Raw genomic sequence first — 24,454 nt, 5'->3', positions numbered from 1 at the left:
AAAAGCTATCTGCATAAAAGTTATTCGTATAATTATTAGCATAAAATATGCCAATAAGAGACAAGGGCTGATAACGAATGCTTCACTTATTCATTTTTCTTGTCTGTACAGTCATTATCATAAGATGATTTTAAAAAGGTGAGAAATTTTTCTGATCGATATTTTGACTGGGACAGAATTAAACGGCGACAAGTAAATTATACATGATTTTTTTTTGTACAATCTGCTATCATTGTTATACAGCTATATTTTTTGTATAACTATTTATATGCAATGAGTTATGTGTGACGAGTTGTATGATGATGAGGGCGCAATGATGGAAACGAAAATCCCAGTGGGTGTGAGTAGTTGTGTGACAGGTCAACAGGTCCGTTTTGATGGCGGGCATAAGAAAAGCCACTTTGTGATGGGCGAACTGGCACCATTTTGCGAGTTTGTTCGGGTTTGCCCAGAAGTCGGTGCTGGCATGACGACTCCCAGACCAACCATTCGTCAATACGAGAAACACGGTGTCATTCGGTTAGTGGAAACGAAAAACGACACGGCTGATTATACCGAGCAAATGGCAGAATTTACCGACAGAGCTCTTCAGGAACTCGGTCAGTTACAACAACTGTTGTGCGGTTATGTGGTTGCGGCTAAATCCCCGACCTGCGGGATGAAGCAAGTCAAGGTCTATCATGACGGCGGTGTTCGTAAAGAGGGTGTCGGTTTATATACACAGAAGCTGATGGCGACCATGCCTTGGCTGCCGGTTGAGGAAGATGGCCGTCTGAATGATCCCAAGTTGCGTGAGAACTTTATCTTGCGCATTTTTTGTCTGCATGATCTGTATCAGTCGGTCGGTCATGACCCGACACCGGCCAATGTGGTTGCATTTCATAGTCGCTATAAATTTACACTGATGGCACATAGCCCGGAAGCTTATCGTTCGATCGGCAGAATGGTCGCTCATATGGGGGATAAGACACCAACAGAATTCTTTGAACAGTATCGGCTGGCACTGATGCAAGCATTAGCGAAGCCTGCCAGCCGGAAAAATAGCACTAATGTGTTGATGCATCTCCAAGGGTACTTTAAGCGAGCGCTCGAACCGGATCAAAAAGCAGAACTGTCACGCATCATTCATGAGTATCGTCAGGGACTTGTTCCGTTACTGGTGCCGGTAACACTGATTCAACATTATCTCACGCTTTACCCGAATTCTTATTTGGCACAACAGCATTATCTAAATCCTTACCCACAAGCATTGAAGTTACGTTATGGACTCTAAAGAAAAACGTTATGCAATTCGTGAAGTCTCTGCGATCACCGGCGTAAAGCCAGTGACGCTCAGAGCATGGCAGCGTCGCTACCATTTGGTCGAGCCGAGCAGAACAGAAAAAGGGCACCGATTATATAGTGAACAAGATATTCAGCAGATTCAGCAAATTCAGAGTTGGCTGGCGAAAGGCATTTCGATTGGTAATGTCACACAACTGCTCCAATCGGCGGACTCGTCAGAACTTGAGCTTTCCGGTTCCGGGGGACTGGAAGAGTGTGAGTCATTTCTTTCTGCGTTGGCTCAGTTGAATCGCGGTAAGGCAGAAGCCGTGATGGTGGCGGTATTGAAAAATTATCCGCTGGAGATTGTCAGACAGCAATTCGTGATTCCGGTCGATGAGGCACTGGTGCGGATGAAAAGCTCCCAGCAATCGATTCAACGTGGGTTGTTTCAAGCCATGTTGACAGGGCAGTTCGCCTGGATGATTACCACAGCGAACCGAGCGAGTCATTTGGGGAAGTGTTTGTGTGTCAGTCTCGATCCGGTGGGCAGTATCTGGGCGTGGTTGCATGCATTACAGATTGCGGAGCAGGGATATTTTACAGCATTACTCGATGGTGTTGACGAGCTGTCCGGACTACTCGAACATGCCAGCGAAGGGGCATTTCAGCGCATAGATTTTTTCTCTAATCGAGCCCTGACAAGTAAGCAGCAGCAAGTGGTTCGTCAGCTCCAGCAGTTGCAAGCGCAGGGCGCAGATTTACCTGAACAGACACCGAAGCAGGAAAGAGAATTACAGGGACAGACACCACTGGTTGTGACCAGTGATGGACTATTACAACCATTTGATAGTGAAGCATAATATCACTAAAAATTGGTGGCTTATAAAGGGGAATAAGCATGAAGTTGGTTTGGTTCAGACGGGATTTGAGAACAATTGATCATACGGCGCTGAATGAGGCAATTCGCAGTGGTGAGCCGGTTTGTGCCATCTTTGTTGCCACGCCGGAGCAGTGGCGACAGCACGATATGGCACCGATACAGGCTGATTTGATTGCACGGCGCTTGCCGGTGATTCGTCATGAGCTGCGGCAATTGAACGTGCCTTTATACTACCGGGAAGTGAGTGATTTTGCTGCGAGTGTCGAGGTGGTTGTTGCTTTGGCCCGGCAACTGCAGGCGGATACGGTGTTGGTCAATATTGAATATGAACTCAATGAGCAGCAGCGAGATCAGCAACTCAAGCAGTGTTTACAACAGCAGGGAATTGCTTATCAGGCATGCCATGATAAATGTGTGTTCTCACCCGGACAGGTTTTAACCAAGCAAGGGGAGTTCTTTAAAGTGTTTACGCCCTTTCGCAAAGCTTGGCAGGCACAGTTCATCGTACCAACCGTCGTTGCGCCATCACCGGCCGTCAGTGCGCCATCACATGATGAAGCGAAGCTGAGTAACGTTTGTGAGTACTTTTCTTACCCGCGAGAATCCAGCCATGCATGGCCGGTGACATCCGATGAAATTCGCGATTGGCTCCGAGCTTTTTGTCGAGAGGGCGTCGATGCTTATCATCATCAGCGTGACTTTCCAGCGCTAAGCGCGACCAGTGGATTATCGCCATATCTGGCCATTGGGGCGCTATCGGTACGCCAGTGTCTGGCAAGGCTGTATCAAACATCAGAACATGGTCGTTTATCAGCGGGGGCTGAGTCTTGGTTAAATGAACTGATCTGGCGGGAATTTTATCAGCATTTAATCTATTTTCAGCCCTCACTGTGTCAAGGGAAAAACTTCCATCCCTGGGGGGAGAAACTACACTGGCATGATGCCTCTGAAGCACTGGCGCGTTGGCAACAGGGCATGACCGGTTATCCGCTCGTTGATGCGGCAATGAGACAATTGAATCAGACCGGATGGATGCATAATCGTCTGAGAATGGTGGTTGCGAGCTTCCTGACTAAAGATTTACACATTGACTGGCGAGAAGGAGAGCGTTACTTCATGAGTCGGTTGATTGACGGAGATTTTGCTGCCAATAACGGCGGATGGCAGTGGTCTGCATCGACCGGATGTGATGGTCAGCCTTATTTTCGGATTTTTAATCCGGTTTCTCAGGGGAAAAAATTTGATCCGGAAGGGGCGTTTGTGCGTGAGTGGGTGCCGGAGCTTGAGTCGCTGTCAAACAAGTGGATTCATGAGCCTTGGCGTGACCCATCTGTGAATTATACGTCATATCCTCAGCCAATCGTTGATCATCAGGTTGAAAGAAAGCTAACCTTGTCTCTTTATCAAAAAGCAAAGGATAACAGCTGCCATGATTCGTAATCTGTTGTTGGCGTTTGTGATGTGTTGTCTGAGTCTACAGATTCAGGCCAAAACCTATCCTCTTCCTCCTGAGGGAAGCCGTATCGTCGGCAAAATTATTTATCATGAGGTGCAAAAGGGCGACACCGTCGCGAATATCGCGGATGCTTACAATGTGGGTTTTTTGAACATGATGGAAGCCAACCCCGGTGTGGATCCGTTTTTACCGCAAGTCGGGCATGTGATGACCATTCCAGCGCGGACTATTTTACCGGATGTGCCTTGGCAGGGGATTGTGGTGAATCTGGCGGAACTGAGACTTTATTATTTCGAACCCCAAAAACATCTGGTTCATATTTTCCCCGTCGGTATTGGCCGGATTGGACGCGATACCCCGGAAATGACAACGAAAATTAGCCAGAAACGCCCCAACCCGACTTGGACACCCCCCCGGTCGATCCGGGCAGAGTATCGTAAGAAGGGGATCGAGCTGCCAGCGGTCGTCCCTGCGGGCCCTGACAACCCGTTGGGTTTATTTGCCTTGCGGCTTGCCTACGGAGCCGGTGATTATCTGATTCATGGGACTAACAAAGACTTCGGCATCGGACTGCGGGTAAGTGCAGGTTGTATTCGAATGAATCCGAAGGATATCGATTGGTTATTTCACCATGTTCATGTGGGCAAAAAAGTTCGGGTCATTGATGAACCGGTCAAAGTGTCCCTTGAACCGGACCGCTCGGTATTTGTCGAGGCTCATGAACCACTGACACGCAGTAACGGCAGTAAAAAATCCTTGGTTTTGCCACAGGAGCTAGTTTGGTGGATGGCGGAATTTAATCATTCCGACCAGAAGGCCAAAGCGGCATTAGTCAGTAAAAATGGTATCCCGGTTGAGGTTGTTGAAGTGCAGTAGCCACGAGTGCAGATCATTCAGTGCAGGTCATTGAACTTCGATTGATAAAATGCAGGGCAACGAATGTTGCCCTGCATTGATATCGAAAAGAGGGGGGGATGTTATTTAGTGTAAGACTGGGCGATATGATCGATACGTTCATTAGCGCGTTGTGCTTCTTCTCGTACCGCATTGACGGAATCTGAAGTCTGATCGATTTTATCACTCATCATCATCTGACTGCTTTTTAGGGAAGCGACTTGGTCACTCAGTTGGCTGACTTGGTTGCTCAGCTCATCCATTTTTGCCGTAGTTGCACTATCGGTGCTAGAGGCACACCCGGAAAGAAAGACAACACCTGACGCTGCTACTGCCAAAAATACTTTGTTCATTATGAACTCCTTGATTGTTCTTTCGGATCAAAGTCACTTGCTTTCCATCATTTTGACAATACGACGGCAACAAGCAGTATGTTTTAAGATTGTAGCACTGAAATTGACAATGAAAAGTCAGAGGAAAATAAGAAATATGAAAAACTTATGAGAAAATCATCTTAGTCCTGCTGATTTTTACCCCAAAGCGTGGCGGTCTTTTCTATTCACCTTCGGGGAATTGCGTTATGATAGCGCGTTTCATGCCGTCCCCCCCTGTTCATGGGGAATGGACATTGATTTAGTCACACATAATTGGAGACTCCTTTGCAGTTTAAAGATTTAGGCTTAGATAATCGTTTATTGAAGAACGTTAACCATTACGATTTCAAGCAAGCAACGGAAATACAACAGAAAGCGATCCCTCTGACGCTTGCCGGCAAGGATTTATTGGCGTCATCGCAAACCGGTTCGGGCAAGACGCTTGCCTTTGTACTCCCTATGTTGCACAAGTCATTAAAGAGCAAAGCATTTTCTGCGAAAGATGCGCGTGGATTGATTCTGGCACCAACACGTGAACTGGCAAAGCAGGTCTACGGTGAGTTGCGTACGATGCTGGGTGGACTGTTGTACGATGCCGCGTTGATTGTCGGTGGTGAAAACTTCAATGACCAAGTGAAAGCGCTGCGGCGTCATCCGAGATTCATTGTGGCAACACCGGGACGTCTGGTCGATCACTTGGATCACCGTTCTCTGTTTCTGGATGGTCTGGAAACCTTAATTCTGGATGAAGCCGACAGAATGCTGGATTTAGGGTTCGCCCCTCAGTTGCGACGGATTCACCACGCAGCCAAACATCGTCGTCGTCAGACGCTCATGTTTTCTGCCACACTCGACCATGCTGAAGTCAATGATATCGCGATGGAAATGCTGAATCAGCCGAAACGCATCGCTGTTGGTCTCTCGAATGAACAGCACCAAGATATTCGTCAGCGTTTTTATCTGTGTGATCATCTTGATCATAAAGAGGCGATTCTGGATCGTGTGCTTGATACTGAATCTTACCGACAGGTCATTATTTTCACCGCAACCCGTGCGGATACTGAGCGATTGACGGAAAAAATGAATCAGCGGAAATTAAAGGCTATAGCCTTAAGTGGTGAGCTGAATCAGACGCAACGTAACACCATTATGAGTCAGTTTGAACGGGGTGTGTTCAAGATTCTGGTTACCACGGATGTTGCTTCCCGGGGATTGGATATTAGTACCGTGACTCATGTCATCAACTTTGATATGCCAAAGCATACCGAGGAATATGTGCACCGAATTGGTCGTACTGGTCGGGCTGGCAATAAAGGTGATGCAGTTTCGCTGGTGGGGCCGAAAGACTGGGATAGTTTCAAACGGGTTGAAGCGTTTTTGGCACAAACCATTCAATTTTCAGTCTTTGACGATTTAAAAGGCAAATTCAAAGGGATTAGACCGAAGAAAGTCATTCCGCGTCAACCGACGAAGAAGCAAGCCCCGGTTCGTAAAGCAAGACCGTCGGATAAGAAAAAGGCACCGAATCGGGATAAAGGCTTTTATCAGAATGTGCCTGTGGGTGATGCGGTCTTTATTCCGCGGAAGAAGCCGGCAGCGCAAGATGATAATACCTGAGTGATTTGATCGATGTGGTTAACCATGAATGCCGTGGCAGAAGATGCCACGGCATTTTTTTGGGGTCACAATCGTACTCAGGGTCATCCCTTGGGATCAAACCGAAGGGATGACGATTGATTAGCGCAGTTTAAAGTAACTGAGTTGTTGTGATTGCTGTTCGGCAAGCGATGAAAGTTCCTGACTGGCTTCGGCTGACTGAATCACACCGGTGACGTTTTGCGTGACCAGTTGATAGATGTTGTTAATATTCCGGCTAATATCAGCGGTCACTGAGCGTTGTTCTTCAGAAGACGATGCCACCAGAGTATTGACGGTTTCCAAATCAGTAATCGACTCGACGATTTGATTGAGTGATGTCTGAACTTCTTGAGCCATCAATTGATTGTTATCCAACATTCCCAGACTGGTGGTCATACTGTCATTTGCGAGCCCTGACTGCTGTTGGAGGGTCTCAATGATTTCTTGAATCTCCTTTGTGGACGCTTGCGTTCTGGCCGCCAGCAGACGAACTTCATCAGCAACAACAGAGAAACCGCGTCCGCTTTCTCCGGCTCGCGCTGCTTCAATCGCTGCGTTGAGTGCCAGTAGATTGGTTTGTTCGGAAATGTTTTCGATCACTTCAATCACCGTACCGATTTGCTCGGACTGCGCCTTCAGTGACGCAACCACCTGAGCCGCTTCTCCGATTTGTCCTGCCATTTGAGTGCTGAGGCGACCGGTTTGCTCGAATATATCCAGACTTTTTCTTGCGCGTTCGCTGGCTTGATGTGCGGCAGTATCGGCGTCTTGGGCGTGACTCGTCACGTCGTTGGCGGTTATCTCCAATTGAGAAACCGCGGATGCTACTTGTTCAAGATCCGCTTTCTCCTGATCAAAGTTGGCACGAGATTGTGTCATGACGGTTGCGAGTTCTGTCGCTGCTGATGCCACATCGGCACTGATAGATGTCAATGTCTCAGTGGTTTGCTGCAACTGTATGACAGTGGTGTTGACATCTTGGGTCAGCGAAGACAGTTCATTATTGCCTTCCGCGATGATGTTCACGGTCAAGTCGCCTTGAGCAACTCGCCGCATGGCAGACTGTAATTGATGAATCGGTTTGACAATGACCCCTGCCAATAGCCAGGCAGAAACAGCGATGATCACCAACACCATCAGTAGCCCGATGATTGAAGACATGAGGATGGAATGATGTTTTTGGGCGTGGGCATTCAGGTCTTGTAGCGCAGCACGGTTCATCTGTTCTGACAATGTCTGAACGGCTTTCACCATCTTGCGTCCCGCATTGCGGTAGTTTTCAGAAGCTCGGTGATAACGTTGTTCAAAATCAGCACGAAGCTCATGATGACTATGTTTTTCGTTCATCAGCGGCAGCATCACGTCAATGGAATAACGAACATATTCATCCATCGCCTGATGAAGTGCTCGGGCTTCATTTTTGATCGCCGGGAGCTGACTGAACTGATCCAGCATTGTCGCATTGACTTGCTGCTTTTCACGTAGCGCAGCAGTCAACGTTTGTGCATCTTCCGGTTGAAAAATACTATAGATAGCGCGGATCCGCATGGCATAGATATTGTCGATGATTGCAGTCAGCTGATCTTTATTCTTAATGATACGTGTTGTTGATGTAGACACGCCATTAAAGGCTCGACTGAGATGGTTGGTCGCAAATAGGACACCTGTTGTTAATAGGACCAGAGCTATCAGGACCGGAATCATGACTTGGACCCTGATAGAGCATCGACTGATGATCTGGCGCATACTTTTACCTCGAATTATTGATTAGCTTGTCGATTCTAGCCAGTCATCTCAATAATTCAACATCAAAGATGACGTGTTACAGACATCATTAATATATTGAACAATGATGGGTTATTGATGTAATGGTTTACAGCATTGACACATATAAGTTTTTAGTTAATGAGGCTGGAACGCTATTGGAAGCGTCATCACATAAATAATTTCATCATTTGTCATACATGCTTCAACTGATTGAAACACAATTGTCATATTTCCGTCCTAAAGTGACTTTCGTTGAAACAAAAAACAAACGGCAATCAAGCCACTTAAGGATATAGTGATGAAAAAAACAGTTATCGGTGCAGTTGCTCTTATCAGTGCATTATCAGTGAACGTTGCTTCAGCGAAGGAAACGATTTCAGCAGTGGGCTCTAGTAGTGTGACACCATTGATGGAAGTATTTGCAGAAACTTATATGAAAGATCACTCAAATGTTTTTATTGAGGTTCAAGGTCCGGGTTCTTCTGCTGGTATTAAAGCTTCAAAAAATGGTAGTGCAGATATCGGTATGTCTTCTCGTAATCTGAAAGCTTCTGAAAAGGAACCAACATTGATTGAAGAAGTGATTGCTCGTGATGGTATCGCAGTTGTCGTCAACCCAAAAAACCATCTGAAAGGTCTGACTTCTGAGCAGGTTTCTGCAATTTACCGTGGTGAAGTCACCAACTGGAAAGATGTTGGCGGTAACGACAAGCCAATCGTAGCCATCACACGTGATACAGCATCTGGTACACGTGGTGCATTCGAAGAAATCATGGAACTGAAGAAAAAGATTGGTGGTAAGAAAGTTTCTGCTATCTCTCAACGTGCGCAAGTTGCCAATGGTAACGGTGGTCTGAAAACCATGGTTGCATCAAACCCATATGCAATTGGTTACATTTCGTTAGGTTCGGTTGACTCAACGGTTCATCCGCTGTCGATTGACGGTGTCGCTGCTGATGTTGCGAACGTGAAAAACGGTTCTTATAAAGTTGCGCGTCCTTTCCTTGTGCTTTATCGCGAAGGCAAACCTTCTGCTGCAACGAAGAAATTCATGGACTGGATGTTGACTAAAGACGCTCAGAAAATTGTAGACCAGAAAGGTTACATCTCTATCCACTAAGTTTGACCCTTATTTGATATATTGCTCAGCCAGCGTTGGCTGAGCCTTTTCTATTCACGCGGATTTGTCCGATAAGTGAGAAGAAGATTATGACCATCGCAACAACAGATAGTGACAAGTTTATGAACGATAGCTCCGCTCAAAGCTCGGTTTCTACACCCCGTAAACTACGGATTGGAAAGCGCATTGATTGGAAAGAGAGAATCTTTCACGGCCTGTTTCTGACCAGTGCTACCATCGGTATTGTTTCACTTTTTATCATTGCTTATTTTATTGTTAAAGAAAGTATTCCTGCATTTAAAGAAGTCGGTGTTCTGGGGATTGTCCTCGGTGAAGACTGGTTACCACCTGCTTTGTATGGTGTCGCGACGATGATCGTGGCATCGGTCGTTTCGACCTTGGGTGCGGTTATGATTGGCGTGCCAATTGGGATATTAACCGCGGTCTTTATTGCTGAAATTGCGCCGAAACGTCTGGCGAATATCATTCGCCCTGCTGTTGAACTGTTAGCGGGGATTCCTTCCGTCGTTTATGGTTTCTTCGGATTAATCATTATTGTCCCTCTGATTCAACAGGTATTTGATGTCCCTGCCGGTAACACGATTCTGGCGGGTATGATTGTGCTGGGCGTGATGATTCTGCCCACGGTGATCACGGTTTCTGAAACGTCAATTCGTGCCGTGCCTGCGGCCTATAGAGAAGGCTCTCTGGCACTCGGTGCATCCAATATTTTCACGATTTTTAAACTGCTTGTTCCGGCTGCCCGTTCAGGGATTATGACTGCGGTTATTTTGGGGATTGGTCGTGCTTTGGGTGAAACCATGGCAATTATTATGGTGATGGGGAATGCGCCTGCGATGCCTCAGGGAATCCTTGACTCAGCCCGGACACTGACCGCGAATATCGCCATTGAGATGTCCTATGCCAGTGGTGTTCACGCTAGTGCACTTTATGCGACGGGTGTGGTGTTGCTGGTCTTTATCATGATGCTCAATGCAGTTCTGTTATATCTGAATAGAGAGAAGGCGAAGTAAGTTATGAATCGCGTAAAACTAAAGCAGTCCCGAGTACTGAAAGATAACATCCTCAGAGCGTTTATCTGGTTATCTGCCGCGTTTACGGTCGGGTTCTTATTCTGGATTATCTGGTATATTCTTTCCAATGGTATTCAGCATGTCGATTGGGATTTCATTTCCGACAACTATACCCGTACCGGTGATGAGCATGGGATCTTCCCGATGATTGTTGCCACCCTGTATATGGTCATCGCGTCAATTGCTGTCGCGGCACCGATAGGGATCATGACCGCAATCTATTTGACGGAATATGCCAAAGTTGGCAGTCGATTGGTGAAAGTGATTCGATTCTGTACAGAGTCGCTTGCCGGGATCCCGTCAATTATTTTCGGTCTGTTCGGCATGACCTTTTTTGTGGCAATTCTCGGATTCGGGTTCTCAATCCTGTCGGGGGCGCTGACCTTGAGTATTCTGATCTTGCCGGTGATTATTCGTACTACCGAAGAAGCACTCATGGCTGTTTCGCCAACCTATCGTGAAGGGTCATACGGATTAGGCGCATCAAAGATCTATACGATTTGGCGTTTGATTTTACCCAGTGCTATCCCGGGGATTCTGGCATCTGTTATTCTCAGTATCGGCCGGGTGATTGGTGAATCGGCACCGGTGTTCCTCACTGCCGGCATGGTTGCACGGATTCCTGACTCGCTGTTTGACTCAGGGCGGACACTGACTGTCCATCTGTATAAGTTGACCACCGAACTATTTTCTGTGGAAGAGTGGAATCAAGCTTACGGCACTGCAACGGTTCTGATTGTGGTGGTATTGCTGATTAACATGGTGACGAAGCTGATTGCTAAGCGATTCAATACGGCAACTTATTAAAATAGCAAGCTTGGTTACAGGTCATAAAGAATTACTTGAGATAGAAGACAATGAATAAATTTGCGATTGAAAATTTAGATTTATATTACGGTGACAATCAAGCTTTAAAAGCGATTAATCTCCCGATTCCACAGCGTCAGGTCACGGCACTGATTGGCCCGTCCGGATGTGGAAAGTCAACACTACTCCGTTGTCTGAACCGAATGAATGACCTGATCGAAGGGGTGAAAATTACCGGTAAACTGACGATGGATGGTGAAGATATCTACGGTAATATTGATGTCTCTGATTTACGAATTAAAGTCGGCATGGTATTCCAAAAGCCGAATCCTTTCCCGATGAGTATTTATGAAAACGTAGCTTACGGACTCCGTGCGCAAGGCGTTCGTGATAAAAAACATATTGATGAAGTGGTCGAACGTTCACTGCGGAGTGCGGCTTTGTGGGATGAAGTGAAAGATCGTCTCAAATCTCATGCGTTTGGTCTGTCAGGCGGTCAACAGCAACGGTTGTGTATTGCGCGGACTATCGCGATGGAGCCGGACGTGATTCTGATGGATGAACCGACTTCAGCATTGGATCCGATTGCCACGCACAAAATCGAAGAATTGATGGAAGAACTGAAGAAAAACTACACCATCGTGATTGTGACTCACTCCATGCAGCAGGCTCGTCGTATCTCTGACCGGACGGCATTTTTCCTGATGGGAGAACTGGTTGAGCATAACGATACTCAGGTGATTTTCAGCAAACCGCAAGATGACCGGACCCGTGGTTACGTCAATGGTGATTTTGGTTAAGGCTGAAGTGTCGCAATCGACATGCCATACGAAAAACGCTATAGAAAAGCAATACCTACTGACGACTGTCGGTGCGAATGGTATCGTTCATATAAAAGTAAGTGATTGATATAAAGTAATTAATTAATATAAAGTAAGTAATTCATATAATAATAAGCGATGGTAAATTTTGCCCCTTCATTGAAGGGGTTTTTTTCATTCCACTTAGAACGCCAATAGTCATACTGAAATTCACACGATGGCGTGCCCCCCGTTCTCCTCAACTAACTGCGCTTTTTGCCCATCGGTAAAACGTCACGATGGGTTGTATTGTCGTGCCTGTTAGAGGCGGATAGAGACGGTCATATTTTGCTCACGTCATCGGTGTTCATGTTGTGTCGGGGACGCAGAGGTTTGAGAGGTTGAAGTGAGCTCAGATGGTTACATCTGAGCCCAAACACTAAAATATCAGATGCGCGATGCCGGTGATGACGGGCAGCGTGATCAGCGTTCGCAAAATGAAGATGATAAACAGCTCGACAATATTGACCGGAATACGGCTACCCAGTAGCAAAGCACCGACTTCGGACATATAGATGAGCTGTGTGACTGACATGGCTGCGATAATAAAACGGGTCATCTCATTATCAATGCCTGAAGCCAAAATAGCCGGAATAAACATATCGGCAAAACCGACCATGATGGTTTCCGATGCCTGCACCGCTTCAGGGACACCAAGCCATTGTAAAAATGGAATGAAGGGTTGACCTAACATCGCAAATACCGAGGTGTGTTCTGCGACAATCAGGGCGAGCGTTCCTAATCCCATTACAACCGGTAATACGCCAAACACCATATCTGCGGCATTGCGGAACCCTTCTGCCACGATAGCGCGACCGGATTTTACCTGCTGGGCTCGCTGGATGGCTAATTTCATACCCCAAGACAATGAATGATGTCCGTCGGGAATCGCATCTGCGGCCCGGTCTGGCAGACTGCCATCAACATACCGATCTTTTTTCAGGCTTAAGGGCGGAATTCTCGGCAACACGATGGCAGCGGCAAGCCCGGCAAGACATATCGTGCCATAGAATGGTAAAAAAAGGTGTTCTAGCTTGACCTGAGCGATCACCACCAGACTGAACGTAATCGACACCGCAGAGAAGGTTGTCCCGACAACCGCGGCTTCTCGCTGGGTATAAAATTTCTCTTCGTACTGTTTGCTGGTCAGCAAAATGCCGACACTGCCGTCTCCCAGCCAGGATGCCATACAGTCGATAGCGCTGCGTCCCGGTAAGTTGAAGATTGGCCGCATCACTTTACTCAGGAGAGTACCGAATAACTCAAGTAAGCCGAAATTGAGTAATAAAGGCAGGAGTAATCCGGCAAAAATAAACACAGAAAATAGCGTTGGCAGCAGGCCTTCCAATACCATACCGCCGGTATTCTCTTCCCAAATCATCGCTGGTCCCCAGTGGTATAAACTGGAGAGTGCTGCAACTCCCCCGATGACCCGGACAATCAGCCAAAGCCATGAAGGCGATAGGAGTTGATCTAAAAATGGTTGCCGACGGATGACCGCGGGCTGATAGCAGCGGTAAAGCAGCGAGACTCCCGCGATCCCGGCAATGATCAGCGTAATCAGCGTCACAATATATTGGTCCAGGACGTCGCGTAGCGCTGCGGCAAGAATCGCAACGGGGATGGTTAAATCGCCCTGATAACGTAGTGGGGCCATAAACAGGAAAATACCTGCTAATGATGGGAGCAGGAAGCGCCAGAAATCTCTTCCGGACTCTGAAGGCTGAGCAACGTCAACCGCTTTTGTATTGTCTTGCATTATTATTCTCAGATATGTCAGTGGCCTATGCATGGTGAACACACTCTTTCTGAGGTGTGCCCTCGATGCCTGACACTGGCAAATATTCAAAAAGTAAGTCATCTGTTCAGGTTCAAACGTTTGAAATAGCCCAGATAATAAGGCGCGAAGAATATCTGTTTTTAGATATCGTAGCAACACTATTCATCTGTACTATCTATTTATTCACTATTTTTGTGCTATGAATGATGATTAAGTTAGATAATTGTATCTTGGTGTTGCGTTGACGTTATGTTGGGAACGCAGATGATATGCGCAGATAAAACAGTAAAATTTGCAGTTCATCAGATCAGTATTTCATATCCTCTGTATGACCGTGTGTTTGTTTGATACTTCATCTATGATTGTAGAAGTGTGTGATATTTCTTATGATAGATTGAGTCTGGTTATTTTTTGCTCACATGTAAGGACGATACTCATTTTCGTCAGTCAATGTTTGCGTCACTCAATGTTTTGTTAGCAAATGATTGTGATCAGACTAAAACAAAGATAACGGGCCATAGATTAAACGGAGTTTGCCGATGATTAGTAAGCGCTTTTTTAAAACCAAAAACGAAGTAGAAGTCACTTTTGAACTGGACATTCCTGAGACAGCGTCCCATGTCGCCATTGTAGCGGATTTTCTGGATTGGAAACCGGAACCGATGAAGAAAGTCGCCAAGTCTTCGACATACAAATACAAAGCGCGTCTCCCGAAAGATCAAGAGTATCAGTTTCGCTACCTGCTAGAAGAAACTCAGTGGATGAATGATCCCAATGCTGAACAATATATTCCCAATGGATATGGTGAAGATAACTGTCTGGTGTCTACGCACCAGTAACATATTGATTTAAATCATAATTTAACCGGTAAGATCACTGTGGATTATGTTGGTGTGATTCACATGCCGGATGTCGAGCAAGGGTACTTTGGTACCCTTTAATGATGCTTTGACTTTACTCTGATGTCGATTACGTCATAAAATCCTATGCTTGGACGTCTTTGAGCTATTTTACAAGGTGGGGTTGTGGTTAAGTTAATCGTTGAACGAGTGATGTCGCTGTCCAGACGACAACGTGTTTTCATCCTGGGATTACCTTTATTGGTTGTGGTTTCTTTTTATACGCTACTGAGCGATCACACCACACGCCATAGTCTTGATGTCAGTATCTCTTCAGAGAAACAGCTTGTCGATTCACTGGTTGCTGAACAAACCCAAGCCCCCGCTGAAAGCCTGCCTGATTACGAATATGTGATTCGTTCCGGAGATAACCTCAGCAGCATTTTTGAACAACTTGGATTCAGTTATCGTGATTTGTTGAAAATCATGGAAACGGACTTGAACTATTTGGCACTCGATACGCTTCAACCCGGTGATACTCTGAGATTCTGGCGCACTAAGGATGGCAATGATTTAGCGAAAATGGCGTTGCAATTCAGCTTAGTCAAACAGGTCGTTTATACACGTCTGGATGATGGCAGCTATGCGTATCGAGAGATCAATATCCCCGGGACTTGGAAACCGTTCCCACTGATTGGTGAGATTGAGGGATCGTTTTCACAGTCTGCCTATCGACTGGGGCTCAATAGTAATGAAATTGAGCAGATGGTCCGGTTATTGAAAGATAAAGTGAACTTCACAAAAGACTTGCGCGCTGGCGATCAGCTTGAAATTGTGCAATCGAAGCAGTTTATCGGGGATAAACTGACCGGCAACAGTGAAATTCAGGCGATCAAAATATTTACCCGTGGCAGGGTTGTTTCTGCATACCTGCATACTGACGGACAGTATTACGATCGGGATGGGCATAGTCTGCAAAAGGCATTTCGTCGCTACCCAACCAGCCGTCACTGGCGGATGAGTTCGCCATTTAACCCTTTCCGCCGCCATCCGGTAACAGGGCGCATCATGCCACATAACGGCACTGATTTCGCAACACCAGTCGGAACACCGGTGCTGTCTACCGGTGACGGGACGGTGATTATTGTCCGTAAACACCCATATGCCGGGAACTATATCGTGATTCGTCATGACAGCACTTACATGACGCGTTATCTGCATCTGAGTAAGATTCTGGTTCACCGGGGACAAAAAGTCTCGCGGGGACAAAAAATTGCATTATCCGGTCGGTCAGGAAGAGTAACCGGCGCGCATCTGCACTATGAGTTGATTGTCAAAGGACGTCCGGTTAACGCGATGAAAGCCAAAATCCCGATGGCAACTTCTGTTGCCAAGAAAGAGATGAAGCAATTTATTGCGCACCGGAACAAAATGAATCAGCTGCTTGAACGGCAAGAGTTAAAACTTGCAGCGCACACAGAAGACAAGACCGGACAGAGTTAGATGCGTTTGCGCTGAACCCGATTTATTTTGGGCACTCGATTTATTTTAGGTGCTGTCCGTTTGATTCTTGCTCAGTCGGATTTCTTCCGTCTGAGCAATTGGTCAATGACCATTTCGGGCGGTAGCGGTGCGGAGAAGAGATAGCCCTGAATTTGAGTACAGCCCATCTCATATAACCGTGCCAATGATTGCGCCTCTTCAACCCCTTCCGCAACCAAATCTACATCCAATTGATTGGCAAGTTGAATGATTAAACTGACGACTTTCTCAGATGTATCATTGCATAGCATATTTTTGATGAATGATGCGTCGATCTTGATGCAGTCGATCGGATAATTATGGATATAATTCAGGCTAGAGTAACCCGTACCGAAGTCATCCAGAGCAACTTTAAAGCCGGCATCTCGTAGGTTTCTGAGAATATTTCGGGTGACCTGTCGTTGTGATAACAGGGCTGTTTCTGTGATTTCAATGGTGAACTCTCCCGGATAAAAACCATGGTACGTGATCTGTTCTTTCAGCGTCTGAATATAATCGTCCTGTTGGTTTAACTCATAGGCTGAACAGTTAATACTCAGCCTGATTTTCTGCGCCAACGATTGCTCAATCTGTTGTTTGGCAAGACAGGCGAGTTCAATCACACGATGACCGATTTCGATAATGAGACCGGACTGTTCTGCTGCCGCGATAAACTCGACCGGAGAGACTTCACCAAGCATCTGACTCTGCCAGCGGCAGAGCACTTCAAAGTAGTTCCAGCTTGATTGATGCTGTCTGACGATCGGTTGGAGCACAACATAGAGTTCCTGTGGTTCGTCGAGGTTTTTGCTCAGTGCGTCTCTGAGTGCATCAATCACTTGATTCTTACGGTGATATTCTTCACTCAGTTGGGTGTCGTAACAACAGATGTCGGGCTGACCGACTTTCTTGCTATTTTTGAGTGCCAGACTGGCATTGAGCAGTAATTGATCCGCATTGTTCGATTCTTCCTTGTGCCTGGCTATGCCGATACTTGCGGAAATTCTGATGTGATGCGCGATATCCTGATATCCGGCACGAATCCGGGTGAGTATTTCTTGGCAGATCGTGTCGGGTTGTGGATCAAAGGTGATGAAAGCAAATTCATCGCCGGCAATCCGAAAGGTCAGTTGCTCATCTTGAATACAGGCAGAAATAGCGTGAGCAACAAATCTCAACACCTGATCACCAATATAATTGCCATAGAGATCGTTAATATATTTGAAGTCGTTGATATCTAACATGCCCAGTGTAAAACTAAACTGGCTTTGGGATGCTGATACGAGCCTTTCCAATGTGTCGGCAAGAAAACTACGATTCATCAAGTTGGTCAGGTCATCATGGGAAACCTCATAATTCAGGCGGTTGAGTAACACATCCGTTCGGTTGGTTTGATGTTGAAAACGACGATATTGCATCACCACCTGAGAGACCAGACGATGCCACTGTATCAGCACTGCTGGCTCTGTAATCGGTGACTGGGTTAATGAAATAAACAGATAAATCCAATCATCGGATGCCGTATGGTTCACCATGGTCCCCAGATAGCCTTCGATTTGATGATTCACCAAATAAGTTGCATGAGGGTAGCGTTGGTGAACCTGATCCGGGATGAGATAATACTGATGTGGCTGATGTTCAAGTTGATAGGTGAGCAGCGTATCCAGATGCATCCCGAGATCTTGATTAAGCAGTTCCGTTGAAGATGCAGCGAGCAAACGTTTCTGCTGTTTGACCTTATTGATCTCAAATAGCAAAGCAGCATTTGAATCCGTTGCCTGATGCAGCATATCGGTTGATTTCTGATAGAGAGAACAGTCGGTAATCGAAATCAGTTCAGAGATCGATTGCAAATCCATTTCGCTGAACGAAAGTGGTCCTCTTATATTCATACTAAAAGCCTACTGAACATTGTGATTATATTTTTACCTTATACTTTGGGCGAAGAGTGATGTTTTTTCCAGTTTTTGGCTCACGCTGCGCCCATTGTCTGAGGTCTTTGATGGGATTCATCTTGAGAATAAATGAATTTGTGCGAGTATACGCGGGTAACCCGATGATGTGTTTTCAGCATGGGGATGAATTTGAATGCCAGCCCAACAGAGACGGATATATAAATGTTACAGCATGATTTTGAACAGATAGTAAAGCAAGCATGTCAGACCGGAAGTTTACCGCTCGCTCTTGCCTATTTGAAGCAGGTTGACGAAGCCGAAATTGCTTCAGTGGCAGAAACTTTAAGCGGGCAGTTTATGATTGCAGAGATTGAGGGTGAGCAACGTATTTATCATGTGACGACCCAAGAAGATGAATCGGGCACACCGGAAGAGCTTGCTGAATATGTGATGACCGAAGGCGATGATGTGATTCGTTTTGTAGCTTGGTTTTTCGATACGCAATTCAGCATCAAAGGTAAAGAAACCTATCAGGCGGCAGGGAAAACATATACGCAGCCAAAGCGTAAATGACAGGATGAACATTGGCGTTTTCAGATGAGTGCGATGGTTTTATCTTAAAAACAGCTTCAAAAATTTTTAAAAAAAGCGATAAAAAAAGCCTCCCTGATCGCAGGGAGGCGAAGAACATGAAGTGACCAGTGATTCTGCCATATCACTGTGAAAGAAGCACAAACGCTGCCTGCATTTGTCATTCAATAGATAGCAGGGTTTGTGCCAACTTGTTAATGTTTTTTAAATCAGTAACTTATTTATTTTCCGCTTGTGATGCACGTTGATACGTGCGTTACAATGGGGCAAGGTTGTGATGAAGTGGTGCAGTGAGGATAATGTCAGTCCGGATAATACCAGTACGGCCTGAACATAAAAAAGGTCAGACATTTCTGCCTGACCAATCGTGGATCCTCTGGTGCGATGTGGATCAGAAGTCGTAACGAATACCCGCCTGGAGTTGATCGTCCGTGTTCTTCAGCTGTTCAAACTTGTAACCGGTGTAAACACGCAGGTGACCATTGAATTTATGCTCAACTTCCAGTGCAAGATGATCGACGGTATCCTTGTTATCAACTTCCTGAAAGTTGTAGACAGCGATCAGTGATGTTTTGCCAAACTTGTATTTCGCACCCAGCTCGTAGTCATCCGCATCAACTTCTTTGCCGCCTGAAACGGCTGTTCCGGTTCCGTATAGGGCACCGAGCGTTAATGCATCCAGTTTAAATTGTGCGCCGAGATTGAATTGGTCTTCGGAGTTAGAACCGCTGTCCTGACCCACATAGCCCAGACCGACGGTCAGGTTGTCAGTGAAGCCATACACAGCAGACATACCGAAACTGTCATTGTCCTTCTTGTCTGATGCAATGTAGTTCGCCTGAATGCTCAGTGCATCGAATTGACCGGAATAAACAAAGTTGTTGTCACGCTTATCTTTATTACCACCGATAAGGTCAGCAGCCTCTTCATCAAATGTGTTCATGAGATCAGTAAAGTTGGTCACCTGTACCTGCGCTGAATCCTGTTTTCCATAGGAGAACTCACCAATGCTTGTGCCCATACCAGCGTAGAAATAACGGTTGGTCAGGTTGTCACCATCGCCGTCTCCTTTGCTGTCGCTGTTATTGAGTTCTGCTTCATATTTACCAAAGCCGTACAAATCATCGGATAGCGCTGTTTTTCCGACTAAGTTTACCCGTGCCCGGGACTTATCTTTAAAATTGCTCTTGGTTGAAGACTCATTTTCATCGGAAAGATTGAAACGGGCTTCAGCACGCCCTCCCACTTTGAGGGTCGTGCCTTTGCTATCATAGACTGTGGCAGCAATAGAGGAGCCAGATACCAATGCTGTGAGAATGGCTGTAGTCAGAACTGCTTTTTTCATCTTGTTTACCTTATTCCATTGTGATTGAGCTTCTTTGCTCTTTTTTGTAATGACTGGAGTAAGGTAGAGGGGAAAGATGAATATTAGATTGCAGAATGCTTACTATTAGATGTTGTTTTTATTTGATTTTTTTATAATTTTTATGAAAATAAGTGTTTTAATGCGTATTGTTATTGAATGTATATTTTGTATACATATTAAAAACAAATGAATTAGCGTGGGTTTATCTGGTTTTGATACCCATGCGCGCATTCACGCATTCACGTATGGAAAGGGGAAGCGTCATCGCAATGCTAGTGAATCCTCCCGTTTTGTGGTTTGATGAACCATCCAGAATCACGGTGGTAAAGATTATGAATTTTTTAGCGCACTTGCATCTTGCCCAACACTGTCAGTCCAGTTTGTTGGGCAATCTGCTGGGCGATTTCGTTAAAGGTGATCCGCAGGGGCGCTACCCAGAATCGATCGTCAAGGGGATTCATTTACACCGCTTTGTTGATGCCTATACGGACCAACACCCTGTGGTGCAAGAAGTGAAGTCCTGTTTCCCCGGAGAGAGTCGGCGTTTTGCACCCATCGGACTCGATTTATTCTGGGACCACTGTCTAGCCCGTCGCTGGCATGACTTACATCACAACCCGCTTGATATGTTTTGCCAAGATGCGCAGGGGCAAATTGAGCAAGAGTTGACGTTTACACCGCCGGAATCTTTCATGCAGGTTCACCGACGGATGTGGCAAGGGCGTTGGCTGGAGTCTTATGTTGAATTCGACAATATTGCAGTCGCTTTACAGCGGATGTCGCACCGTTCTCCGCGAATGCAGGCATTAAGCAGTTGTACCCCGGCACTGAAAACGCATTATGCACATTTGTATGCTGCTTTTGCCGAATTGTACCCACAGGTGCTGGCCGCGACAAAGACCAAATGTTTGGCGATGGCGCGATCCGATACGAATCAATAACATTGTTGCAAAAATCTGTTGCTGAGCATCTTATGCTGTGGCAGTTTTTGAGACATGGGCCCGACGAACTCTTTCACACAGTATGATGCACATCAGACAGCATCCTCCCATACAGCCAACAACCGTCGCCAGATAGATGGTATTGTTATCCGGCAAGCATGCAAAGTAAGTCGATATCAGGCTGACGAAAATCATCTGTAAGCTACTGTAGAGCGCACTCATTCTGCCGCCGGATGTTGCCGGGAACAGTTGCAGTGCTGAGGCAATGGTATTACTGAATATCAGAGCCTGACCGAATGTTGCCACCATGAACGGGACAATCAATACATAAATATTCTGGTATCCGCTTAGATTGGCACCGAGCATGACTGTACCGGCAACGAGAATCAGAAATCCCCCGAGCATACATGAAAAATAAATGCTGTGTTTCAGAACAATCTGACGATTCATGGATGCTGCCAGATAATAGGGAACCCCAATAAGGACTGCGAGATATCCGTATTCATCCGGAGAAAAGTGAAAATATCCCTGAACTAAAAATGGCGTCATGACGTTGTAGGAAATCACAATACAGTAGGCAAAAAATCCACCGAGTACGTTGAGCATAAATTGGTGGTTGGAGATTGCATGAAGATAATCCTTCAGGGTTATTTTTAATAGATTATCCTGCGGTTTTCCAGGTGTTGCTGTTTTGGTTTCCGGAAGATAGAAAAAGCACAGTCCCATGATGAACAAATCAAACAGAGCCAGAAAAATAAAAACGGAGGTCCAATGGAAGGTCTTGGTCAGCAGACCGCCAATCACCGGGCTTAATCCGAAGCCAAGCGCAAATCCCATCGACAAATAGGATGAAGCACTTGCCAGTTCTTTACCGGAGAAAACATCTCTGACAATGGCCCGGCCACTGGTCAGTAATCCGCCACATCCCAGACCTTCCAGAATTCGGCATAAGGTGAATACTTCAAAGGTTGTACTGAATATATTGCCGACAAATCCCACCAATGCCAGTAGTAAGGCTGTGAATAGAATTGGTTTTCTCCCGATACGGTCAGAAATCGGGCCGAAAAACAGAGGCGATATACCAAAACCGATAATGAAGCATGTGACGGTTAATTTGGTTTGGAATTCATCAATCACCAGACCGCGGCTGATTTCAGGCAACGCTGGCAGATACAACGCAATCGACGCCTGACCTAAAATCGTGATGATCAGGATGAGTTTTTTGATGTGTAATTGCTGGGATTTTACTTGTGATTGTTGGGATGGGGCGTGGTGCATTTTGAGTTCCTGTGTTTTGCACGGTATTGAGGATTGTATTCAAATCGCATCGGATTAATATAAAGGTTCTTGCAATACAGCTTTGCGTAAGGTGCAAATTCAGTGAATCATTATCCGAGTTCAGAGCAGCTTTTTTTATTTGCGACGGTTGTTGATCAAGGCAATTTTTCAAAAGCTGCCGCGCAGATTGGTGTGCATGTTTCAACGGTCACCCGGCAGATTGATCAACTGGAACAGTTAATCAAAGCGAAGTTACTGATCCGTTCGAGCCGTTTTTTAGGATTAACAGAAGCGGGACGCTATTTATATGAGCAATCCAAGCCGCTGTTAAAAGATCTCGCTGATACAGTGGAGACGATTCGTGCAATCGAACAGTCAACGTCCGGCGTTATCCGCATGAGCTGTCTGCCGACATTTGGCAAAATGATCGTGATCCCTTTTCTGACCCAGTGTCACCAACAAGAGATAAGCCTTGATATTCATTTGAATTTAACCGAACGATTGGTTGATCCGATTGTTGAGCGTCTCGACCTTGCCATTCGTATCGGCGAACAACCAGATAGTAGTCTGTATCCGCAAAAAGTCGGGACTCAAACATGGCACATCTGTGCCAGTCCGGTGTTATTGTCCCGCTATTCTGCTGAGCAGATTAGCCAGTTCAACCATTTGCCGCTGATTGATAAATGCGCCGAGTACAACTCGCTGTGTTGGAAAGGACTGGAAAAATCAAATGTGATTGCGGCCAGATGTGATGATTTTCATGCTCAGTTGATGCTGGCAATGGCAGGCATTGGCGTTTGTTGTTTACCGAATTGGGTTGTTGCGGCAGCAATTGGTTCTGGGGAATTGGTCAAAGTGATGGATGACCCGTTTGATCGGTGTGAAACGATTTATGCGCTCAGGCCATTTCAGAAAGCCAGTGCCAAAGTGAGTTTAGCGATGGATGGGATTGCCGCTTCGCTGGCAACTATCTCCGGGACGATGGCGTCCGATAGCCCATGAGCCTCAAGAGGCTCATGGGTCGGAAAAAGTGTGTGAATGACGCGAACCGCCGTGATTGTATGACGTTAGTGATCCGTTAAGCTGGCAAATTCAGTGGTGTATCGTTCGCCTGCGACACCGAGTTGTGCCGTGATTTGACTGAGCTGACGCACTTCATCGGCTTGTAGATGGAGGCTGGCAGCGCCGATATTGTCATCTAAGTGGGCAATTCGTCGACAGCCCGGAATCGGTACAATATCGTCTCCCTGATGGAGCAACCAAGCCAGTGCGATTCTGGCCGGCGTCGTTGCCTTTTCTGTTGCGAGCTGACGGATCGCATCGACCAGACGCAGGTTGGTCGCGTAATTCTCATCACTGAGCCGTGGATCGCCCCAAGCGCGAAAATCGTTTTTATCGTATGCGGAAGCGGGTTTGGTGTCGCCACTCAAAAATCCTCGCCCTAAGGGGCTGAATGGGACGAAGCCAATGCCCAGCTCACGCAACAGGGGCAGCGTTTCGTGTTCCAGGTTGCGTTCCCATAACGAATACTCGCTTTGTAACACTGAAACCGGACATGTCTGGTGGGCTTTGCGGATGGTTTCCGGTGCCGCTTCCGATAAACCGAAATAGCGAACTTTTCCTGCATCAATCAATTCGGCCACGGTTCCGGCCACATCTTCAATCGGCACGTTGGGGTCCACCCGGTGTTGATAGAGCACATCAATATAATCGGTCTGAAGCCGTTGCAGTGATGCATCGACGACCTCCCGAATGTGTTCCGGGCGACTGTTGAGTCCGGGGAAAGCACCCTCACGAATATCAAACCCAAATTTTGTCGCAATGACGAGTTCTTGCCGCTGACTTTTCAGCGATTTGAGCCATTGGCCCAATAATGTTTCATTGGTATAAGGCCCGTACATTTCAGCGGTATCGAAAAAATTGATCCCTTGTGCCAGCGCATGATTGAGTGTGGCAAAAGAGGCATTTTCATCATAACCGCCATAAGCATGACTCATCCCCATACAGCCCAACCCTAATGCTGAGACTTGTAGTCCCTGATTTCCTAAGTGACGTTTGATCATTGGTGTATCCTTATGATTGATGAA

At 46.2% G+C, this 24,454-nt stretch carries 21 protein-coding genes; 14 read left to right on the top strand and 7 right to left on the bottom strand.

Going from position 1 to position 24,454, the window contains the following annotated elements; all coding sequences use genetic code 11:
• The first annotated feature begins 313 nt into the window (after positions 1–313).
• The 4 genes from OCU60_RS22080 to OCU60_RS22065 are packed head-to-tail and all read left to right on the top strand — an operon-like array spanning position 314 to position 4,478.
• Positions 314–1,273: a YbgA family protein gene (locus OCU60_RS22080; protein ID WP_074374456.1), complete on the top strand. Its 960-nt coding sequence runs from the start codon at positions 314–316 to the stop codon at positions 1,271–1,273.
• On the top strand, positions 1,263–2,126 hold the full coding sequence (locus tag OCU60_RS22075; protein WP_074374356.1) for a MerR family transcriptional regulator: 864 nt from the start codon (positions 1,263–1,265) through the stop codon (positions 2,124–2,126). Before OCU60_RS22080 ends, OCU60_RS22075 begins: the two co-directional genes overlap by 11 nt.
• Before the next feature lie 38 nt (positions 2,127–2,164).
• Positions 2,165–3,586: a deoxyribodipyrimidine photo-lyase gene (gene phrB, locus OCU60_RS22070; RefSeq protein ID WP_074374355.1), complete on the top strand. Its 1,422-nt coding sequence runs from the start codon at positions 2,165–2,167 to the stop codon at positions 3,584–3,586.
• A complete protein-coding gene (locus OCU60_RS22065) occupies positions 3,576–4,478 on the top strand; it encodes a L,D-transpeptidase family protein (protein ID WP_074374354.1) in 903 nt (300 codons plus the stop codon). Before phrB ends, OCU60_RS22065 begins: the two co-directional genes overlap by 11 nt.
• A 101-nt stretch (positions 4,479–4,579) precedes the next feature.
• Here OCU60_RS22065 and OCU60_RS22060 read toward each other — a convergent pair whose 3' ends face one another.
• Complete coding sequence (locus tag OCU60_RS22060; protein ID WP_021021524.1) at positions 4,580–4,849, bottom strand: Lpp/OprI family alanine-zipper lipoprotein; 270 nt, start codon at positions 4,847–4,849, stop codon at positions 4,580–4,582.
• A 294-nt stretch (positions 4,850–5,143) separates the two neighbouring features.
• Here OCU60_RS22060 and OCU60_RS22055 point away from each other — a divergent pair, with 294 nt between their 5' ends.
• Positions 5,144–6,487 (top strand): DEAD/DEAH box helicase, encoded by a 1,344-nt coding sequence (locus OCU60_RS22055; RefSeq protein WP_074374353.1) that lies wholly within the window; start codon positions 5,144–5,146, stop codon positions 6,485–6,487.
• Positions 6,488–6,607: 120 nt separating this feature from the next.
• Here the strand turns inward: OCU60_RS22055 and OCU60_RS22050 are convergent, their stop codons facing one another.
• Positions 6,608–8,254 carry a methyl-accepting chemotaxis protein gene (locus OCU60_RS22050; protein WP_074374352.1) on the bottom strand — a complete coding sequence of 549 codons (1,647 nt, stop codon included), beginning with the start codon at positions 8,252–8,254 and terminating at the stop codon, positions 6,608–6,610.
• A gap of 319 nt (positions 8,255–8,573) precedes the next feature.
• On the opposite strand from OCU60_RS22050, the gene OCU60_RS22045 reads away from it, so the two are divergent.
• From OCU60_RS22045 to pstB, 4 genes are all read left to right on the top strand, one after another.
• Positions 8,574–9,395 carry a phosphate ABC transporter substrate-binding protein gene (locus OCU60_RS22045; protein WP_074374351.1) on the top strand — a complete coding sequence of 274 codons (822 nt, stop codon included), beginning with the start codon at positions 8,574–8,576 and terminating at the stop codon, positions 9,393–9,395.
• 89 nt (positions 9,396–9,484) lie between these two features.
• Complete coding sequence (gene pstC / locus OCU60_RS22040) at positions 9,485–10,429, top strand: phosphate ABC transporter permease subunit PstC (protein ID WP_074374350.1); 945 nt, start codon at positions 9,485–9,487, stop codon at positions 10,427–10,429.
• A 3-nt stretch (positions 10,430–10,432) separates the two neighbouring features.
• Positions 10,433–11,296, top strand: a complete 864-nt coding sequence (pstA, locus tag OCU60_RS22035) for a phosphate ABC transporter permease PstA (protein ID WP_074374349.1) — start codon at positions 10,433–10,435, stop codon at positions 11,294–11,296.
• Between the two features lie 50 nt (positions 11,297–11,346).
• Complete coding sequence (gene pstB / locus OCU60_RS22030) at positions 11,347–12,096, top strand: phosphate ABC transporter ATP-binding protein PstB (protein WP_074374348.1); 750 nt, start codon at positions 11,347–11,349, stop codon at positions 12,094–12,096.
• A gap of 439 nt (positions 12,097–12,535) precedes the next feature.
• On the opposite strand, the gene OCU60_RS22025 is transcribed toward pstB, so the two are convergent.
• A complete protein-coding gene (locus tag OCU60_RS22025) occupies positions 12,536–13,915 on the bottom strand; it encodes a YjiH family protein (RefSeq protein ID WP_074374347.1) in 1,380 nt (459 codons plus the stop codon).
• Positions 13,916–14,475: 560 nt separating this feature from the next.
• Here OCU60_RS22025 and OCU60_RS22020 point away from each other — a divergent pair.
• Both OCU60_RS22020 and OCU60_RS22015 read left to right on the top strand, forming a co-directional pair.
• Positions 14,476–14,775 carry an isoamylase early set domain-containing protein gene (locus OCU60_RS22020; RefSeq protein ID WP_074374346.1) on the top strand — a complete coding sequence of 100 codons (300 nt, stop codon included), beginning with the start codon at positions 14,476–14,478 and terminating at the stop codon, positions 14,773–14,775.
• A gap of 213 nt (positions 14,776–14,988) precedes the next feature.
• Positions 14,989–16,278, top strand: a complete 1,290-nt coding sequence (locus tag OCU60_RS22015) for a peptidoglycan DD-metalloendopeptidase family protein (protein WP_074374455.1) — start codon at positions 14,989–14,991, stop codon at positions 16,276–16,278.
• Between the two features lie 71 nt (positions 16,279–16,349).
• On the opposite strand, the gene OCU60_RS22010 is transcribed toward OCU60_RS22015, so the two are convergent.
• A complete protein-coding gene (locus OCU60_RS22010; RefSeq protein WP_074374345.1) occupies positions 16,350–18,188 on the bottom strand; it encodes a putative bifunctional diguanylate cyclase/phosphodiesterase in 1,839 nt (612 codons plus the stop codon).
• A 225-nt stretch (positions 18,189–18,413) separates the two neighbouring features.
• Between OCU60_RS22010 and OCU60_RS22005 the strand changes: the two genes are divergently transcribed.
• Positions 18,414–18,764, top strand: coding sequence for a hypothetical protein (locus OCU60_RS22005; RefSeq protein WP_074374344.1), 351 nt, complete (start codon positions 18,414–18,416; stop codon positions 18,762–18,764).
• Between the two features lie 409 nt (positions 18,765–19,173).
• Here the strand turns inward: OCU60_RS22005 and OCU60_RS22000 are convergent, their stop codons facing one another.
• Positions 19,174–20,127, bottom strand: a complete 954-nt coding sequence (locus OCU60_RS22000; protein WP_074374343.1) for a porin — start codon at positions 20,125–20,127, stop codon at positions 19,174–19,176.
• Positions 20,128–20,480: 353 nt separating this feature from the next.
• On the opposite strand from OCU60_RS22000, the gene OCU60_RS21995 reads away from it, so the two are divergent.
• On the top strand, positions 20,481–21,089 hold the full coding sequence (locus OCU60_RS21995; protein ID WP_074374454.1) for an acyl carrier protein phosphodiesterase: 609 nt from the start codon (positions 20,481–20,483) through the stop codon (positions 21,087–21,089).
• A 30-nt stretch (positions 21,090–21,119) separates the two neighbouring features.
• Here the strand turns inward: OCU60_RS21995 and OCU60_RS21990 are convergent, their stop codons facing one another.
• Positions 21,120–22,367 (bottom strand): multidrug effflux MFS transporter, encoded by a 1,248-nt coding sequence (locus OCU60_RS21990; protein ID WP_074374342.1) that lies wholly within the window; start codon positions 22,365–22,367, stop codon positions 21,120–21,122.
• A gap of 102 nt (positions 22,368–22,469) precedes the next feature.
• On the opposite strand from OCU60_RS21990, the gene OCU60_RS21985 reads away from it, so the two are divergent.
• Entirely contained in the window at positions 22,470–23,369 is a 900-nt protein-coding gene (locus tag OCU60_RS21985; RefSeq protein ID WP_074374341.1) for a LysR family transcriptional regulator, read from the top strand.
• 65 nt (positions 23,370–23,434) lie between these two features.
• On the opposite strand, the gene OCU60_RS21980 is transcribed toward OCU60_RS21985, so the two are convergent.
• Positions 23,435–24,430, bottom strand: a complete 996-nt coding sequence (locus tag OCU60_RS21980; protein WP_074374340.1) for an aldo/keto reductase — start codon at positions 24,428–24,430, stop codon at positions 23,435–23,437.
• Positions 24,431–24,454 lie beyond the last annotated feature (24 nt).

Source organism: Vibrio spartinae, assembly GCF_024347135.1.
Lineage (GTDB): Bacteria > Pseudomonadota > Gammaproteobacteria > Enterobacterales > Vibrionaceae > Vibrio > Vibrio spartinae.
Note: the sequence above shows the minus strand (reverse complement) of the source record. Positions and strands in the feature narration are given on the sequence as shown.